The organism is Paenibacillus sp. FW104-T2, from assembly GCF_058789975.1.
The window spans coordinates 1-17621 of sequence record NZ_JBYTCE010000028.1 but is presented as its reverse complement, the minus strand read 5'-3'; the positions used below and the strand labels follow the sequence as shown (position 1 = coordinate 17621).

17 protein-coding genes are annotated in these 17621 nt (G+C 47.7%); 14 read left to right on the top strand and 3 right to left on the bottom strand.

Features of this window, described 5'->3' with window-relative positions; all coding sequences use genetic code 11:
- Positions 1-18: 18 nt before the first annotated feature.
- Entirely contained in the window at positions 19-1308 is a 1290-nt protein-coding gene (locus AC3WQ3_RS25730; RefSeq protein WP_492474068.1) for a Gfo/Idh/MocA family oxidoreductase, read from the bottom strand.
- A gap of 125 nt (positions 1309-1433) precedes the next feature.
- On the opposite strand from AC3WQ3_RS25730, the gene AC3WQ3_RS25725 reads away from it, so the two are divergent.
- On the top strand, positions 1434-2306 hold the full coding sequence (locus AC3WQ3_RS25725) for a helix-turn-helix domain-containing protein (protein WP_492474067.1): 873 nt from the start codon (positions 1434-1436) through the stop codon (positions 2304-2306).
- 135 nt (positions 2307-2441) lie between these two features.
- Here AC3WQ3_RS25725 and AC3WQ3_RS25720 read toward each other — a convergent pair whose 3' ends face one another.
- Positions 2442-3386, bottom strand: coding sequence for a glycosyl hydrolase (locus tag AC3WQ3_RS25720; protein WP_492474066.1), 945 nt, complete (start codon positions 3384-3386; stop codon positions 2442-2444).
- Positions 3387-3757: 371 nt separating this feature from the next.
- Between AC3WQ3_RS25720 and AC3WQ3_RS25715 the strand changes: the two genes are divergently transcribed.
- From AC3WQ3_RS25715 to AC3WQ3_RS25665, 11 genes are all read left to right on the top strand, one after another.
- Positions 3758-4150, top strand: coding sequence for a RidA family protein (locus tag AC3WQ3_RS25715; RefSeq protein ID WP_492474065.1), 393 nt, complete (start codon positions 3758-3760; stop codon positions 4148-4150).
- A complete protein-coding gene (locus AC3WQ3_RS25710) occupies positions 4080-4379 on the top strand; it encodes a GNAT family N-acetyltransferase (protein WP_492474090.1) in 300 nt (99 codons plus the stop codon). The genes AC3WQ3_RS25715 and AC3WQ3_RS25710 overlap by 71 nt, the downstream gene beginning before the upstream one ends.
- A 17-nt stretch (positions 4380-4396) precedes the next feature.
- Complete coding sequence (locus AC3WQ3_RS25705) at positions 4397-5212, top strand: aminoglycoside phosphotransferase family protein (protein WP_492474064.1); 816 nt, start codon at positions 4397-4399, stop codon at positions 5210-5212.
- A gap of 30 nt (positions 5213-5242) precedes the next feature.
- Positions 5243-7423 (top strand): class I SAM-dependent methyltransferase, encoded by a 2181-nt coding sequence (locus AC3WQ3_RS25700; RefSeq protein WP_492474063.1) that lies wholly within the window; start codon positions 5243-5245, stop codon positions 7421-7423.
- Positions 7420-8013, top strand: coding sequence for a histidine phosphatase family protein (locus AC3WQ3_RS25695; protein ID WP_492474062.1), 594 nt, complete (start codon positions 7420-7422; stop codon positions 8011-8013). Before AC3WQ3_RS25700 ends, AC3WQ3_RS25695 begins: the two co-directional genes overlap by 4 nt.
- Positions 8010-8192, top strand: coding sequence for a hypothetical protein (locus AC3WQ3_RS25690; protein WP_492474061.1), 183 nt, complete (start codon positions 8010-8012; stop codon positions 8190-8192). Before AC3WQ3_RS25695 ends, AC3WQ3_RS25690 begins: the two co-directional genes overlap by 4 nt.
- 105 nt (positions 8193-8297) lie before the next feature.
- Complete coding sequence (locus AC3WQ3_RS25685; protein WP_492474060.1) at positions 8298-8432, top strand: immunity protein PIM1 family protein; 135 nt, start codon at positions 8298-8300, stop codon at positions 8430-8432.
- On the top strand, positions 8433-8675 hold the full coding sequence (locus AC3WQ3_RS25680) for an immunity protein PIM1 family protein (RefSeq protein ID WP_492474059.1): 243 nt from the start codon (positions 8433-8435) through the stop codon (positions 8673-8675).
- A gap of 177 nt (positions 8676-8852) precedes the next feature.
- Positions 8853-9860, top strand: coding sequence for an ABC transporter substrate-binding protein (locus tag AC3WQ3_RS25675; protein WP_492474058.1), 1008 nt, complete (start codon positions 8853-8855; stop codon positions 9858-9860).
- A 115-nt stretch (positions 9861-9975) separates the two neighbouring features.
- On the top strand, positions 9976-11634 hold the full coding sequence (locus tag AC3WQ3_RS25670) for an AraC family transcriptional regulator (protein ID WP_492474057.1): 1659 nt from the start codon (positions 9976-9978) through the stop codon (positions 11632-11634).
- Between the two features lie 24 nt (positions 11635-11658).
- The gene (locus AC3WQ3_RS25665; protein ID WP_492474056.1) at positions 11659-12570 is read left to right on the top strand and encodes a GNAT family N-acetyltransferase; all 912 of its coding nucleotides are present in this window, start codon (positions 11659-11661) and stop codon (positions 12568-12570) included.
- Between the two features lie 104 nt (positions 12571-12674).
- On the opposite strand, the gene AC3WQ3_RS25660 is transcribed toward AC3WQ3_RS25665, so the two are convergent.
- Complete coding sequence (locus AC3WQ3_RS25660) at positions 12675-13052, bottom strand: VOC family protein (RefSeq protein WP_336779746.1); 378 nt, start codon at positions 13050-13052, stop codon at positions 12675-12677.
- Positions 13053-13303: 251 nt separating this feature from the next.
- On the opposite strand from AC3WQ3_RS25660, the gene AC3WQ3_RS25655 reads away from it, so the two are divergent.
- Positions 13304-15418 (top strand): putative PEP-binding protein, encoded by a 2115-nt coding sequence (locus AC3WQ3_RS25655; protein WP_492474055.1) that lies wholly within the window; start codon positions 13304-13306, stop codon positions 15416-15418.
- Positions 15419-15637: 219 nt separating this feature from the next.
- On the top strand, positions 15638-17575 hold the full coding sequence (locus AC3WQ3_RS25650) for an LTA synthase family protein (RefSeq protein WP_492474054.1): 1938 nt from the start codon (positions 15638-15640) through the stop codon (positions 17573-17575).
- Positions 17576-17621: the final 46 nt, after the last annotated feature.

Here is a 17621-nt window from a genome sequence, read left to right as displayed (position 1 = left end):
GATCAACTTTCCATCAAATTAAAACTGAACCAGGTTCTTAATGTGGACCGGCATCCCGGTTGAAATTGCACGATTGGCTGCAATACCTGTCAGGATCGATCTTGCTCCATCAATATGGTTGGCAGCACGGGCATACGGATCTTCTGCAGGCTCGCCGAACAGATCATTAAGCAGAACGGGGTCTCCACCGCCATGGCCGCCTTTTTTCTCTTCGACTTGCACTTCATATGGAGTATCGAACATGGGCAGCACACGAAGGGTTTTACCGATCAGGGCACCTTCCAGACTTTTGTCCCCGAGTGAATTGACATAGGACTGTTCAACGATGGACATCTCGATCCGGCCTTTGGTGCCGTTAATGGCTATACGGTATCCTTCCCACGGCTGATAGGCGACAAGCGAATACGTCAAAATGGCTTTGTTCTGATACTGGACGAGCACACCCATCGTATCCTCAATGTTAATGCCATCCCCGAATACGCTCTGATCGCGCTGGTAGCCGTCCTCGGGCTCCGCATCCAGATACATCGCTTTGAGGTGCGCATCCGAATCCAGATGGAGGGCAAACGGATCTTCCTGAGCGAGCGGATTGCCCGTTGCGCGGTTATAAAATTGGGTAACGCCTCGTTCTTCCGCATTCTCACGCCCATAATACATGAGATCGCCGAAGGCAAAGACCGTTTCGGGCTGGGAGCCAATCCAGAAATTGACGAGATCAAAATGATGGGTGGATTTATGAACGAGTAAGCCGCCGCTGTTACGTTTGTCGCGGTGCCAGCGACGGAAGTAGTCTGCACCGTGCCGGGTATTAAGCAGCCATTCAAAATGAACGGAGGTTACTTTACCGATGGTATCGTTCATGATTAGCTCACGAATCTTGGTATGATGGGGAGCATATCGGTAGTTGAAGGTAACGCGGATATTTCGCCCGGTTCGTTTGGCAGCATCGAGGATATCCTGGCATTTGTGCTCATCGATGGTCATGGGTTTCTCGGTCACGACGTCACATCCAAGCTCCATCGCCCGAATAATGTACTTGTGATGCGTACGGTCAACGCTGGTCACAATGACGGCATCGGGTTTCTCGTTCTCAATCATCTGGTCAAACTGGTCTGCTGTATAGGTAGGAACCTCATTGTATTGATATCGTTCTCTCAGCAGTTGATTCGCATAATTCATCCGCGTTTGATTAATATCACAAAAAGCTGCAAGCTCGGATTGTTCACGGAAATTTTTCGCTAGTGCTCCATAAAAAAATTCTGCACGGCCACCGGTGCCGACCAGTACATAGCGTTTTTTGCTACCCATATCTATCGCCTCCTTGAATATAGCTCTAGCCTATAACAAGGGAATACTTCTTTCGCCGCATTTTTTGCGTAATCGCTTTCAAACCCCGCTTATTTTGCTATAATCCTTGAAAAGGGGGCTGCTTCATGTCACAGCCGTTTCGAGCGGATTACCACGATTCTACCGGATTTTTGGATATTGAATATGATCGCAGGGTGGGCTATTATTCCATGACCGCGGATCATCTCCACGATCATTATGAGCTCTATTATCTCCTGAAGGGGGAACGCATCTATTTTATTAAAGACCGTTCCTACCATGTCAAAGCCGGGGATTTTGTATTTGTTGACCGGAATGCCGTACATAAAACCTTGGAAAGCGGAAGGCCTGATCATGAACGAATTGTACTGTATCTGAAGCAGGAGCTTTTTAAAGAGATGAGTATTGCCCCTGCGTTGATGGAGGGGTTAAAGGAGCCATTTGAATGGGAAGTTCCTATGTTAAGGCTTCCATCACCTATTAGCGAAACGGCAGAACGGATCATTCATGAAATGATCGATGAGATGATTCAGCCTAAGGTTGGAAGCAGCCTGCTGCTGCGCCACCGCTCCATTGAATTGCTATTAATTGCGTATCGTAATCAGGAGCAGGGGAGGGTATATCCAGTCGAGAGCGAGCCAGTCCTTCATCCCAAGACGCAAGCCGTTGTTCGCTATCTGAATGATAATTATCGGAACCCTTTGACGCTGCCGGAAGTCGCAGCAGAATTCCGAATTAGTCCGCATTACCTCAGTCGATTGTTTAAACAAACCACGGGTTTTACCTTCATTGATTATTTGAATTTGCTTCGCGTGAAGGAAGCGCAGCGACTGCTGCGCGAGAGCGAGGATTCCATTACGGAGATCGCCTGGCGGGCAGGCTTCAGCAACTTTTCTCATTTTGGCAAAGTGTTCAAGCGAACCGTACAGATGTCTCCACGAAAATACAGGCAGGGGGATGGGAAGTCGCGTCCATCATAATCGATGCAGCGATTACAGGATCATGCACTGATCATACAAAAAGACCTGATTAAGCCTGCAGCAGCAGGAACATGTTCAGGTCTTTCCGTATTTTTTTCACAATATAAAGGGTGCTAATCATCTACCTCATGTGGTTCAAACAGAAATATGACTCTCATCTGTCTCCGGACGAAGCTGGATTTGCAGCTCTTCATCCCGATTACAGACCATAACCCCATCCACAACATCCAGGCGTGCAGCTTGAATGGAGGAACGACGAGCAGGCTCACTGGCATGATCTACTCCTTCAATGCGATCGGGATGGGTGAAGTAGAAAATATAAGCTGTATCATCCTGGACCACTACATCTGCATGCAAACCGATAACGCCATCGTCTTCACGTGTCCCCGGCTGATCGAGAATCATGCTGTTCCATACCCAATTCTCCAGATCATCCGATTGGTATACAGCCTGTCCTCTCCATTCATCCACAATCATCCAGTAGCTGTTATGAAAGCGAAAAACGTTGGGACCTTCATGGGCACGACCTGTAATGACGGGACCGATAACATCCCAGTGGTGAAGATCCGTGCTGTCTGCGGCATAGGTATGAGATCCATTTGCCTCATCTTTGTACCACATCCGAAAACGACCATCCGGCAGCGGATAAATACAGGCATCAATGACACGGTCCGAACTGAGCTCCAGTTTGCCATGATATGTCCAGGTCAGCAGATCGGGGCTTGTGTAATGCAATATGTGGCGGTCATGATCCGGCCAGTCATGGGGCACGCCTTGAATATAACTGACATACATGTGATACGTGTTATCATGCCAGAAAATTTCCGGCGCCCAGAACGTATTATGTCCCCATTCATGTTCCAAACCGGTTAACGTACCACGATAGGTCCACGTCTGTCCTCCATCGGACGATGAGGCAACGCCGAGATCCGTGCCATGAACCCAGGCAAATTTAGGTCCTCCTGCGGTAGCTCTGCGGTTGGTGTAGATCATCCACCAGGTCTGTTCAGCGCGGTTCCATACAACGACCGGATCAGCGGCTCCATCGAAGATGGGATCACGAAATAAGGGTGCATTCAAGATAACGTCCTCCTTTGAGTAAACAGATCATTGCTGTACTTGTTTGTAACTATCGTAATAGAGAATGGCAGGAATTACAATATAACGTTTTCAAAAGATCAGAATTAATATAAGAACTAATCCTGAAATGGGGATTGCATTTTAGAAGCGTTTTTGGATGATCCGATGATCTGATAAACTATAAGTAGCGGGATTAGAGCATAACGTTACTTCATCAAAGTGACATTCATAGAAAACGAAAGGTTAGAGTTCATCATGTTCAAAGCGAATCATTGCTTAAGCGTAAGATCGAGCGTATATTAATGTTTATCCAAAATAGTAATATATTGATAGATTTGCGTTTGGATATCTGTCTCTTGGGAGGGGAAGCGATGATAGCAGCGAGATTGAATGAACTGGGGATTATTTTGCCTGAGGCAAGCGCTCCAGCTGCGAAGTATGCCAATGCAGTTATTGTAAATGGGTTAATGTATGTATCAGGGAAAGGTCCGGATACGGTGGAGCGTGGCAAATTGGGAGAGGACTTCACGACCGAACAGGGATACGAATTTGCCCGCAATGCCGGGATTGAGGTGCTCGCTGTAGTCCAGGATGTGCTGGGTTCACTGGACCTGGTGAAACGTGTGGTCAAAGTCCAGGGTTTTGTTAACGCATCGGCTTCCTATCAGGAACACCACAAGGTGTTGAACGGGTCTGCATCGTATCGATTGGAATGCACGCTGCTTCGAGATCGGCTACTGGATCAGATCGTCGCGTGCAGGTGAAGGATTAATGACGGAAGCTGTCCGGGGAATTGAGCAATTTGCAATAACATATCTGAACGCTAACCGTCTGGAGATTCGCTGTGATTCTCGGAATGTACGCAGTGCCAAGGTCGCTGAGCGTTCAGGTTACACCCTGGAAGGCATAATGCGAAGTATGCGCCGGGACAGTACCGGTACCCTGGTCGATGTCATGGTGTTTAGCAAAATCAGGGGCAAGGAATTCGAATAAACGCTGGAGGCTAAAGTATGAAGCTTATTGGTCAAGGTCGAACTGCGGACATCTACGCCTACGCTTCCGATCAAATTTTGAAGCTGTATCATCGTAACTTACCGCTTGAAGCCATCCAGAATGAATTCAGAATTACACAGCTGTTAAATGATAAGAAATTACCCGTGCCTCAGGCACGAAAAATTACGGTTGAAGGAGATCGTACAGGTATTGTATTTGAACGGATCGAAGGTCAGACGATATTCTCCATGATGTTCCACCAGTCTTTAAGCCTTCAAGAACTGGTACATCAGCTGGCTGCCTGTCATCAGGAGCTTCATGCCCAAAGTGATGATGGGAGAGTCCTGCCTTCACAGAAGCAGGTTTTGTCAGGGGCGATTCAGAGAACACAGCTACTGTCTGCAGAGGATAAAGCCAGGATACTTGATTATCTCACCCGTCTCCCTGAGCGAATACAGATCTGTCACGGTGATTATCATCCCGATAATATCATGATGAACGAGAAGAAGAACGCCTACAATGTTATCGATTGGATGACAGGCATGTCGGGCGATCCTGCAGGAGATGTGGCACGCAGTTGGGTCATCTTAACGAGCGCATCGCTGCCGGAGGATGCTGATCCTGCGATACGATTGGGGTTTGAAAGGTCTCGTGATACGATAGTGGACGGGTACATCAACCATTACATGCGTCTATCAGGCGTAACCTGGCAGGAGATCGAACGATGGATTCTGCCCGTTGCAGCTGCTCGCCTGGGAGAGAGTTTGCCAGGGAATGAAGCAGAAAGGGTGCTGAAACTTGTGGTGGATCGATTGAACCGTCTAGACAGATGAATTGAACTAAATAACGAGGTGAATGTCAACATGCTGCACTCATTAGAAGCCATACATTCTTATAGAACAGGCAACATCCCAGAGGATAAGCAGCGATTATGGCTGCAGCTGCTGGCGGCGGCCGAGCAGCCCCATATTAATCTTGAACGCATTTATTCCATGGCTGACCTTGAGGGAACCAATCCCGTTCTGGACTACGTCGAGCGGACCTTGCACGTCCTGGATCAGCTGAACGTTTCCTTTTGGGTACGAGAGGTCGTGGAGGAAGTACTGGTCTGGTCGGAGACAGCCAAGGCCGGCTCAGTGCAGCAAAGGAAGGCATGGCAGCGCGCAGGGGTGAATCTGTTTGTACACAATAGGGGTTCTGCACAGTTATACAGGGAGTATGTTATTAATCGCAGTACAGGAAACATCGGTAGTGACGATAAAGTTGTGGTTGAGGTCAATGAGGAGAATCCAATTCAGAAGAATGGAGCTACGCCAAGACAGGAAATGATCTATGCTCTCATTGGAACGCATGGACTGATTGGACAATACATACGCGGGGAGATACCTTTTGCCGAGAATGCTCCGCTGCATGCTTTTATCACTCATGGCTGGCTGACAGCTGAAGAATTGCACACGGTTCTGATGGCGCTCAACCAGTGCATCATTGCTGGTGTTGATCCGAAGCTATGGCAGCAGGTTAAAGCGGAAGTAGAGCGAATGGTTGGGTGGATTATCAGCGGACCGAATCATGCAGACTGGCCTTTGAAGGAACGTTTATCCCGGCTCCGAAGCTCGTCCATTCGCGAAGGCGAGGCCCTGGATGAGGCGTACGCTAAACTGCAAACAGAGCTTGATGTAGACAAAATGCTGGCTCCTCTGTCTCGTCGTACATTGTGGTATGTGGAATCCGCCCTGCAGGATTTCTCCCTGCAGGAAATGGTGAAAGTGTTCCTTCTTACCCTGCATAGTGAAGGCATGGTTCAAAGGGAATCGAATTCAGATGATGTACGTCATATCAGTTTCGAACCGTTAATGAATACGATGTATTACGACTATAAAGGTGTCAAAAAGCTGAACATCTACAAAAAAAGAATGATTGAAAAGTACCTTGAGCAATGGTCATGGAAGCTGATTGAAGAGGAACAGTCGGTCGTTTATCCGCACTTGACCCATCGCGTAGTACGTCAACCGGATCTGCCGGATACGGTTTTTGTGACCTTTGAGTTCTCGCCGGCGGCCGAGAAGCTAATTGCGTTCTGTATTGAAGCCGAGAAATCGCCGCTATATGAGAAGGCCGTATTGCTGCTCTTCGATTTGTTCGGACTGCGGCGTGATGCGTATGACCGGTTCCATAATGAAGAGACGTATTTGGCAGACATGAACAGCTCAGGGGATTATAAAAAAGTGCTGCTGGACTACATCGTTGGCAAGCGTGTACTCGATATCGGTCCAGGTGGCGGTGTTCTGCTGGATCTTATTGAGCAGGAGAAGCCCGAAGTGGAGCCGATAGGCATTGATATTTCTGCCAATGTCATCGAAGCGCTGGAGCGCAAGAAACAGCGAGAAGGTCACCGCTGGCAGGTCATGAAGGGGGACGCCTTGAGGCTGGATCAATACGTACAGCCAGGCACGGTGGATACGGTAATCTTTTCGTCTATTCTGCATGAATTGTACTCCTATATAGAGCGGGATGGACGGAGATTTAACACGGATACGGTTGTCGCAGCACTTCAAAGTTCGTTTCATGTTCTGTCGCCGGGTGGAAGAATATTAATCCGTGATGGCATTATGACAGAACCTCAAGAGCAGAATAGACGGATTCGGTTTTTGGAGCCGGATGGTATGCAGTGGCTGGAACGATATGCTCAGGACTTCCAGGGCCGGAAGATTACGTTTGAACGTGTTGCTGAGAATGAGGCGGTTCTTAACATTAATGATGCCATGGAATTCCTGTATACGTATACGTGGGGCGAAGAAGCTTACGTTCACGAGATTCAGGAACAGTTCGGCATCTTTACACCATCGGCTTACGAGAACTGTATTCGTGAAGCGCTTGGTGAGCAGGCAGAGATTATTAAGCTGGAGCATTTTCTTCAGGAAGGATATACCGAGGCACTTGAGGGACGCATTGTGTTCATGAAGGAAGACGGACAGCCTGCATCCTTGCCAGACAGTACTTGCCTCCTTGTGATTGAGAAAAAGAAGGGGCTGGCTGACGGATGAGTAACGAGTCCAAAACCATCTTGTATTTTGTGCGGCATGCAGAATCCGCCTATGTGGAAGGACAGGAACGAGAGCGAGGACTCACAGAGCTTGGGTGCCGAGATGCAGCGAATGTTGCAGAAGTTCTCAGTCAGGAGAAGATTCAATGGTATTACTCCAGTCCATATCGGAGAGCGGTTGATACCATTCAGGAACTGGCTGACAGATCGAGCGCCCCTGTGGTGATGGAGGAAGATTTGCGCGAACGTCAATTATCCGATGAACGTGTTAAGCATGCCAATTTTCTTGAATCAAAACGGCGATTATACCTTGAGCCTTCCTTTGCATACCCTGGCGGAGAGTCGGGGGAGCAGGCAGGTGCACGAGCGGTAGCCGTAATTGAGCGAATTCTGGACACACACGCTGGACAAAAAGTAGTGATTGGCACACATGGAGATGTGATGACTCTTATATTCCAACACTATGATACGTCCTACGGTTATGAGTTCTGGAAGAGCACGACGATGCCGGATATCTATAAGCTGGAATTTAACATGGAGCATGAATTGGTACAGGTCACCCGTCTGTGGCAAAGGGGAGAGAACATATGAAAATCACGTTTAATCTGGATACTTACGTGGTGGACGAGCTGCATATCCCTAAGCTTCATGAGCATCTGTACTACATATTTGATCTGGAGGGAACAGGAATTCACCCTGACCAAGAAAGCATAACCCAGTTCGGCGCAATGGAATACAAACGTGGAGAGGATCGCCACTCAACAGTATGAGAAGAGCGGACTGAATCATTTTACAGCCGATCCGACCCGCAGCATACGAAGATTCGAAATACCTGAAATGTACAGCAGCATCACAGAAGATGGAGGGAATACCTAATGAATAGAAGAGAGGCAGAGAAGCTTCTTAAGAAACTTAATGAAGGCAGGCTCATTACTAATGAGATGTTTCAAGGGCTGGATATCGACAGCTACCTGGACAAGCGTGATGATCCGGCTTTTGCAGATGAATGAATGCGGGCATACGGCAAATGGGTACAAGATGCTGATTCTATCGCGGAAGATGAATTGCTTCGTGCATCGAGGGAACAGGCATTCAAACAGACGCTGCACCATACAGGGCATCCCGAATTGGCTGGTTATGTGAGTGATGATATTGGCCTTATTGGGGCTGCAATGCTGCAGGGTGAGAGTGAGCATTCCTTCGTAGGTCAATTGCTTGAGAGTTACCATAACGGAAAACTGCCTCTGCTCTAGCAGGGGCAGGGGTGGTCTGTAGCTTTCGTTTGTATAAAAAAATGGATTCAAATGTGTATTGTGAGTGTGGTGAGGCATAAGGTACAATTCACCTTAGACATTAATTGAGAATGATAATCATTGTAGATAGGCATTCTCTTTAATACAGCTGATTACATAGGGGTGGTGGAGAGTAGTATGGCAAGTTTTAGTAAAGGGATTAAAGGTTGGGGAATTACAGTTCTGGTCCTGGCAGTATTCATAGCGGGATGCAGTTCGAATTCGGGAGCAGCGGAGGAACAGGCTCAGTCGCCAGTAACGGAGAATACAACTGCTGGCAGCGGCAATTCTTCCGAGTCGAGCCAAGAAGCAGAAACACGTGTGGTACAGGATGAATTCGGAGATGTAACGATTCCGGTGCATCCGAAGCGAATAGCCGGGATCTATGTGGAAGATTACCTGAAGGCTCTGGAAATCACACCTGTCGTACAATGGTATCACCCATCATGGGGAATACAGGATTATCTGAACCTGGATGTCCCACAATTTGATATATCCGGGAATATCGAAGCTCTTCTGCAATATGACCCGGATCTGATCATTGTGGATGGTGCCGCGGATGCAGAGAAATATGAAATGTATTCCAAAGTGGCACCGACATATCGTTTACCTGAGAGCACCTTGCAGGATTCCAAGCAGATGCTTGCCAAGATTGCCGATGTAGTAGGGGAACAGGAAAAAGGTGCGGAAGTGGCTGCGGCTTACGATGAGAAAATCAGGGATACCAAAGCCAAGCTTGCTGAAAGCGTTGGAGACGAGACAGTGGCGGTTGTCCGCCTTAATGTGGATGATAACAGCCTGGCACTGTTCGGAGTGAAAAACCGCTATACCGGATTTATATATTCCGAACTTGGCTTGACACCCCATGCCCTGGCTGAAAGCATGGAAGCCTTTCAAGAGGTTCTGTCCGAGGAAGCGGTCCCGCAAATCGATGCAGATAGAATCATCATATTCCCTTCGGATGGAGATTGGTCTTCTCCGGAGAATCAGGAAGCTATCAAGGTATTGGATAGCAAGCTGTGGAATTCTCTGCCTGCCGTGAAAAACAATAAAGTGTACAAGATGGAGAGATCTCACTGGCAATCTGGGGCAATCACAGCAAACTCAATGAAAATGGATGATCTTCTGGAGAAAATGACGCCATAACGAACATCGATCGGGTAATGTATACAAGAAAGTTCTTCAACCAGGGTTGAAGAGCTTTCTTTTTTCGTTTAGACTAAACTAAATGATAACAATTCTCAATTAAGGACGATGACGAATGTCTCATACCATAGAACAGATTCTTCCCATGCCCTGGCTGTGTTCACTTCAGCAAATTCAATATGTTCAAATCCCTCTCTCAGAACCTTACAACCGTGTGGAATACACCTCTTCGGACAGCCATTCTATACTTGTAGTAACCCAAGGACAAGGAGAACTGGTTTCGCAAGATGTCGTCTTCAAGTTAAAAAAGGGGATGATTCTTTTTTTCGCTTCTGGTATACCCGTCTTACCTCTGCAAACTGGAGATGGTTCAGAATCCAAGCTGCATTATTATAAGCTTGATTTGACCGCTGGTGAGACAAGCAAGATTGGATCCACCACTCCACTCGAAGAGACAAGTCCTGCTTTTCCGCAGTCTCAAGTCATCACGGAATCATCATCGCCTATTGAGCTGGCCTACACCCCCTGGAGCTCTTGTCTGGATATATTGGATCAACTGTTACAGCAGCAGGCGAGAGAGGATTGGCTGAAACAATGGGACTGGCAGCTTCGTTTCCAGGAATGGTTTCGGATGCTGCTTCTGCAAAATGATTCGAGCAATGCTTCCATGGATTATCGAACTCGCTTACAACAATCCATTCGCTATATCCGTGATCATTATAACCAGCCCATTACGGTGGATGATCTGGCGTCAGGTACCCGGCTCACCAGGTCCAGTTATACCCGACAATTCAAGGAGATGACCGGCAAGCTTCCTCTGGATTATGTGAATTCGATTCGCTTGGAACGTTCCAAACAACTGCTGCAGCAGACAGATGATCGGCTGCACGATATTGCCCAAAGTGTCGGATTCAGTAACGAGTACTATTTTAGTCGTCGGTTTAAGCAATATGCAGGCATCTCACCGGGAGTATACAGACGTCATTATCGTCAGGACGTGCGAGTATTTGCACCGTACCTCGAAGATTTTGTATTAGCGCTAGGCGTGGAGCCCGTGCTTCAATACGCTCACCATTTGTGGGGCAAACAGCACTACTTGGGGATGGATAATGTTCCTGAATTCGATGTGACCCATCAGGATGCAATGTTTCAAGAGAACCATAAGCCGGACTTTATTATGCTGAGTGATGGCTATGAGCGGTGGAATCTGGCCCGTTTCGAACAGGTGGCGCCTACGTTTTATGTGAATCATAAGGGAGAGGACTGGCGCTCCATATTAAGATCAACAGCGGATGTATTGGGAAAAGGAGATCGGGTTAGGGACGTCGTAGGTTCGTATGAAGAAAAAGCACGTGAGGCCAACGCTCGACTAACACGATCTGCGCAAGGAAAGACGGTAGCTTTCTTGCGGATCTCTGCCACTGAAATTGTGTTGTACGGCGTACAGCAGGGTTATGTGGGACCTGTGATGTATCAGGATTTGGGGTTAACGCCACATCCTCTGGTGCAGCAATGGGCACTGAAAGAACGTAGAATTAGCATAAGCGTTGATCAATTGAAGCTATTGCAGGCGGATCATTTATTTATTACATTTGACTGTCTGGATTCTGCAGTGATTGGAGATGAACGGAAGCTGCTGAACAGCAGGGAATGGAGACAGCTTTCAGCAGTAAGAAACGGATGTGTATACGAAGTGGACTTTCTAACTTGGATGAATTACGGGGTTATCTCCCACGGGAAGAAAATCGATGATATCCTGCGTGTATTGGCTTAGACTACCTTTGGAAGGAGAGCAGTCATGGAACGTAATATTACTCAGAATATGGATAAGTCAGCAATCGCTAAAATTATTGCGGAGTTGAATCAGCACCATGAGCATCATATTGGGTATTGCGGCAAGGATGCGCTTGAAATTGAGCAGGCAATGATGGATGCTTTTGGTGATCAACCGGACCTGTGGATTAGTACCCTGAATGAGAATGGGCAGCTGACAGGAGTGCTTGGGATGGATACAGATACGGATACGGGGACTGCTGAATTGTGGGGGCCATTTATTCAGTGTGCTCCAGAGCAGTGGCAAGAATTAGCATCTTGTTTGTGGGAGCAGGGAATGAACAAATTAGCAGAAAACCGGATTCATATCCAGAAAGTTTACGGATTTTATAATGAACATCATGCGAATGCCATCACGTTCATGAAGGACAAGGGAGCTAAGCTCAAGAGCAGGCAGGTTATTTTGCATAATCGCTCATTGAATGAAGTAAGCCTGGACCAGGGTGAAAATAACAGGATTCAGACCATTACTCCAGATCAGTATCCATCTTTTATCCAGTTACATAATTCCACCTTTACCGGTACGTATTACGATGGTGAAACACTCATTCAGCGCTCAGACAAGCAGCATCATCATTTATACGTTCTGTCTGGCACGGAAGGGGAGATTCACGGATATGTCTACGCCGAGGCTGATCCGGAATTTGGTGAGGGTAGTATTGAATATATTGCGGTGAATCCGGATTACTTCAGGCAGGGACTGGGTTCGCTTTTACTGAACAAGGTGTTATATGAGCTCAATCAGAAGAGCCAAGTGAGTGAAATCCGCTTATGTGTAGATGAAATGAATTCTGGAGCACTATCGTTATACCGTAAAGCTGGCTTCGAAACGGAGCATGTGCTGGAGCTGTATCAATTAGATCATATGTATGAATAGCAGTTAAAAAGGCGGCTGACTCTTTGTCAGACGCCTTTATTGTGTAAATATGAAGGGTGGCAATCATAGCGCCCGCCTAAGTAGGGAGCACAGGGAGCACGATTCTACTCTCTTTCCATCACAGCGAAGTAGTTGTTTTCATCATCTGCAAAGTTAAAGACTCTTCCGCCCGGAATCGTAACCAGTTCACCTAACGTAACCTGCTTGCTGGCCAAATCCGCATAGAGCCCATCAAGATCTTTGGTGAAAAACATGAGCGAAGGTGTGCCCAGATTCAACTCGGGGGACATTTTGGCTACGAATTCCTTGTCGTGAAGGATAATGGTTGTCTCGGCACCTTCTTCAGGAGCAATTTCAACCCAGCGCATACCCTCGCCGTTGACTTCGGAGACCACGTGAAAGCCTGCTTTTTCTGTCCAAAATTGAAGGGCCTTGTCCTGATCGTTGACATACAACATGATTTGACCAACTTTGCTAAACAATGATACTCACTCCCCAGTTATCGTATTGTTCCAACCTTTAAATTGAAGGATTCACCATTCTTAAGTTCATTCGTATGAGCCATTTTTATAATACCATAAAACTCTTTTGATCAACGTTTACATTCCGAGTACAAAATGCATACACAGATGTCCTTGACTGCGCGTTTGCATCATACCATTAACTAGAGGGTGATTCGCAACAACTGAATACCTCTAAGCATAGCCATGGAATGGCGGATGGGAGCGCTGTAATGACGACACGGGTAGTTCTGTTGGAAGAAGGCACGGCAGAGATGAAAGGACTATTGGGCAGTAAAGGAGCCGCGCTTGCGGAGTTATGCCAGGCGGGGTGGCCTGTTCCGGCAGGATTCACCATTACAACGGAACACTGTCACGATTTCCTTAGCTGCTCAGAAACAACTTATGCCGAAGGTTCCGAAGATCTGGCCAGGGCAGTCCGTCAGCTGGAACAGCATACAGGCACAGCCTTTGGTGATCCGGAGGCTCCGCTTTTGCTTGCTGTGCAATCTAGTGACGTGCTTCCCCGGGATGCGAACTCCTTGGTGCTGCTAAGCGTAGGACTTAATGACATTACAGTAGAGGGACTTGCCCGGCGCATTAACAACCGCCCGTATGCACTCAACTGCTACCGGGTGCTGCTGCAGAATTATGGCTGGTTGGTTCATGGCATCCCGCTTGAGGTTTTTGATGAACGATTGGGAGATATCACGAGTTTGGATGAAACGAGACTGGAGTACGCTATTGCGCAGTATAAAGACGTCATTGAAGAACAGGGACATTCCGCTTTCCCTCAGGATGTGCAGCTTCAACTGCACAGGATCATCCAGGCATTCTCCCTTTCTGATCCAGGATTGCATAACCAAACCTTGAGCTCCACTTCGTTCGCCTATGGTATGCCCGTTTTGATTCAAGTGATGGTGAATGGAGAGTGCGGAGACCGCTGCGGAAGCGGTACAATCTACTCACGTCATCCGTTGACTGGGGCCCAAGGGATCTATGGCGAATACATGTCGTTTGCAGGCTCAGGGTATGACCTGGAGGAGCTGGAACAGATCAGGGATGCGGAACCAGAGCTGGTTGGCCAGCTGTTGCAAGCAAGTCGTGAGCTGGAGAGAGTGAACACCGCTGTTCAGGAAATTAAATTTGTCATTGAGTCGGGGAAGCTGTACCTTTTACAAGCACGGGATGCCCGTTTAAGTCCTGAAGCTGTGATCAGGACCATAGTGGATTTTGCAAATGAAGGTTTAATAACCAGGGAAGAGGCACTGCTGCGTGTCGAGTCTTCTAACGTAATTCCCACATCTGAACTTCAGCAGTTGCTTGAATGGGCTGATGATGTGAAAAATATAACGGTACTCGCAAATGCAAGTCATCCTCGTGATGCGGCCATGGCCCGTAAGTTTGGATCCGACGGAATTGGCATCTGCCGAACCGATCATATGTTACTGTCTAGCTCGCGGATGCCTTATGTGCAAAAGATGGTGCTGGCTGAAACCAACGTTGAGCGCAAACGTGGTCTGGAACGGCTGCTGCCCATGCTGCAGTCTGATCTAGAGCAGATTTTCGAGGAAATGAACGGATTTCCGGTAACGATAAGACTATTCGATCCTCCATTATATGAACTTCTCCCGGGTTTGGATGAGTTGGTGGAACGTCAAGAAGGATTACAGGCAGGGCATGCAAGAGGACTTGATGTAAATCAGGAGGAGCTTAGTCGCATGGCCCGGCTTGTAGAGCGGCTGCACGAGCAGCATCCGATCAGCAGGCAGCTTGGGTGTCATCTTGGAACCGTTTTCCCGGAAATTTATGAAATGCAGGCAGAGGCCGTCTTTCGTGCAGCGCTAAAATGCATTCGCCAGGGATTGTGGGTTCGCCCCGAGATTCTCGTAACGTCGAGAGGACCAGGTAGTGAGCTGCAAGTAATCAGAGAACTGATTGATCAAGTGGCTGAACAGATTCTGGGGGAGGAGAGACGTCACTGCCATTACAGGGTAGGTTCGCTGATTGAAGGGGCTCAAATGGCACTAACCGTGGCACATACAGCCAGGCAGGCTGATTTCCTGTCTTTTGGAGCAGAGATTCTGCATCTGGATGGGGGAGAACAACTACTGGAACGCGCTGTCGTTCAGGCTCGGCTTCGTAAACCTCATTTGAGAGTAGGTCTCTGCGTGGAGGAACATGTTGACCTGAGTACCTTTACCTACAGCCAGCGTATGGGAATGGATTACGTAAGCTGCCCACCTGAACAGGTGGCTTTCGCCAGAATTGCCGCTGCACAGGCCGTACTCATTGCACGGATGCAGAATAGTAACGTACAGGATGATGATATATCGACGACAGCTTGACCTATGGCAATTGGCATGAGTCAATGAATGTCTTCCAAATAGGTGAATTATAAATTATATTAGACGTTCTTGTCTTAATCACAACGGGGACCGGATGCTGCAAGATGCTGGTTACAGGAATTTGAGTCCGTTCATGGAATACAAATAGCAAAACTGTTATACTGAAATATGCGTTTTGTAAAACGAACGTAAAATTTCAGATAAGGGTTGAAAGCGACCATGTTAAATTCCAAAAACGAACGGACCTCCTCACGGACTTTATTTGCCGTCTTGTTTATCCTTATGCTGCTGAAGCTGTCGCTTTTGCGGTATTTCTTTTTCCAAGGCCTGTCCGGGATCGGTCTTGTGACGGATGCATTAGGAGCTCTGACTGTCGTCTGCATCCTGGATCTCATTGTGCCGAAGCGCTGGAAGCGGATGGTGTACGGCGGGTTTAACCTGCTCTTTTCCCTCGTCCTGTTTGCGGCAACCCTGTATAACGTGCATTTCAGCTCCGTACCCACATATACGGCGCTCAGCGAGATCGGGCAGGTAGCACAGGTACGGGGAAGTATTGGACCACTGATACGGCCTTCCCATTTTTTGTTCTTTGTTGACATCGTGCTTGCACTGCCGGTTTGGCTCGTTATGCGTCGTCGGCGGTCGGGTGTCAGAAACGGAAGTTACCGGGACAGCGGGTTGCATTTCGGTAAAATGCGCAGAAGATACTGGGGCAAGCTGGGGGTAGCTCTTACGGCTGCATTCTGTATCGTGCTGTCAGGCAGTTTTATTGTCAAAGGCGAAACAATTGATAACGAACTGGTGCGAGCTGAGAATCTTGGATTTCTGAATTATCAAGTGTCGTCCGCGATATTGACCAGCAAAGAAAACGAAGCTATAGCGAATGGCAATATCAATGAAACGATTGACAAGATTAATCAACTGGTGAGTCAATATCCATATCAGGACAAAACTAACCAGGGATCGGCAATCAAAGCCAAATATTTTGGTGAGGCCAAAGGCAGCAATTTAATTGTACTGCAATTGGAATCCTTTCAGAATTTCCCGATTAACGCTTCCCTGGATGGTCAGGTATTGACACCGGTACTGAACGATTTAGCCAAAGAAAGCTATTATTTCTCTCATTTTTTCCAACAGATCGGTCAGGGAAATACCTCGGATGCCGAGTTTATGTCCAATACGTCCATCTATCCAACCGGGGTTGTTCCGATGTCAGCCGGATATAGCGACCGCGAGCTGCCAAGTCTACCGAAGCTGCTTCGCAATGAAGGCTACCAGTCAGAGACTTTCCACGTCAATGACGTGACGTTCTGGAATCGGAACAAGATGTATCCGGCCCTCGGTTTTGATCGATATTTCGATAAGCCGAGCTTCGAGAATGACCGCTTTAACGATTTTGGTCCTTCGGATGAGGAGTTATATCGTGTAGGTGTGGAAAAAATGGCTGCCCATCAAGCGGCAAATCAGCCGTTCTATGCCCAGTTCATTACCGCATCGAGCCACTCGCCATTCACGGTTCCAGCGGATCGGGCGCGCATTACCATTCCTGCAACGATCACGAACACATTGCTTCACGATTATTTGCAGGCCATTAATTACACCGATTATGCAGTCGGTCAGCTCATTGATGAGTTGAAAGCAAACGGGCTATGGGAGAATACAACACTCGTTATCTATGGGGATCACTTCGGCTTGCCCGCAAATGACGAGATTACCGAACAGATTCAAGCGAGCCTGAATGTCCCATATGATGGCAAGGTGAGCCGGTTTAATATCCCACTCTTGATTCACACGCCAAACCAGGTTAAAGGTCAATTGATTGAACAGCCTGGTGGTCAGCTCGATATTCTGCCTACAGTCATGAACCTAATGGGTATTTCGTTAAAAGAAGAACAGTTCACTGCATTTGGGCATGACCTGCTGAATATGGACCACAATGCATTCGGTATACGGTATTACTTGCCGACAGGCTCGTTCGTCAACAATGACATTATGTTTATACCAGGTGCAGGTTTTGATGACGGGACAGCATATTCACTTAAAACCTATGAACCGGTTACCGATCTGGAGCCGTATCGCTCCGATTACGAGCATGTGCTCAGCCTCATGAGGCTATCTGACGAGTATGTGAAGCTGCTGCCCAAACGAGCACCATAATAGAACAAAAAGCTTTCATTCAAATAGGAAGTGCCACCAGCGGTTG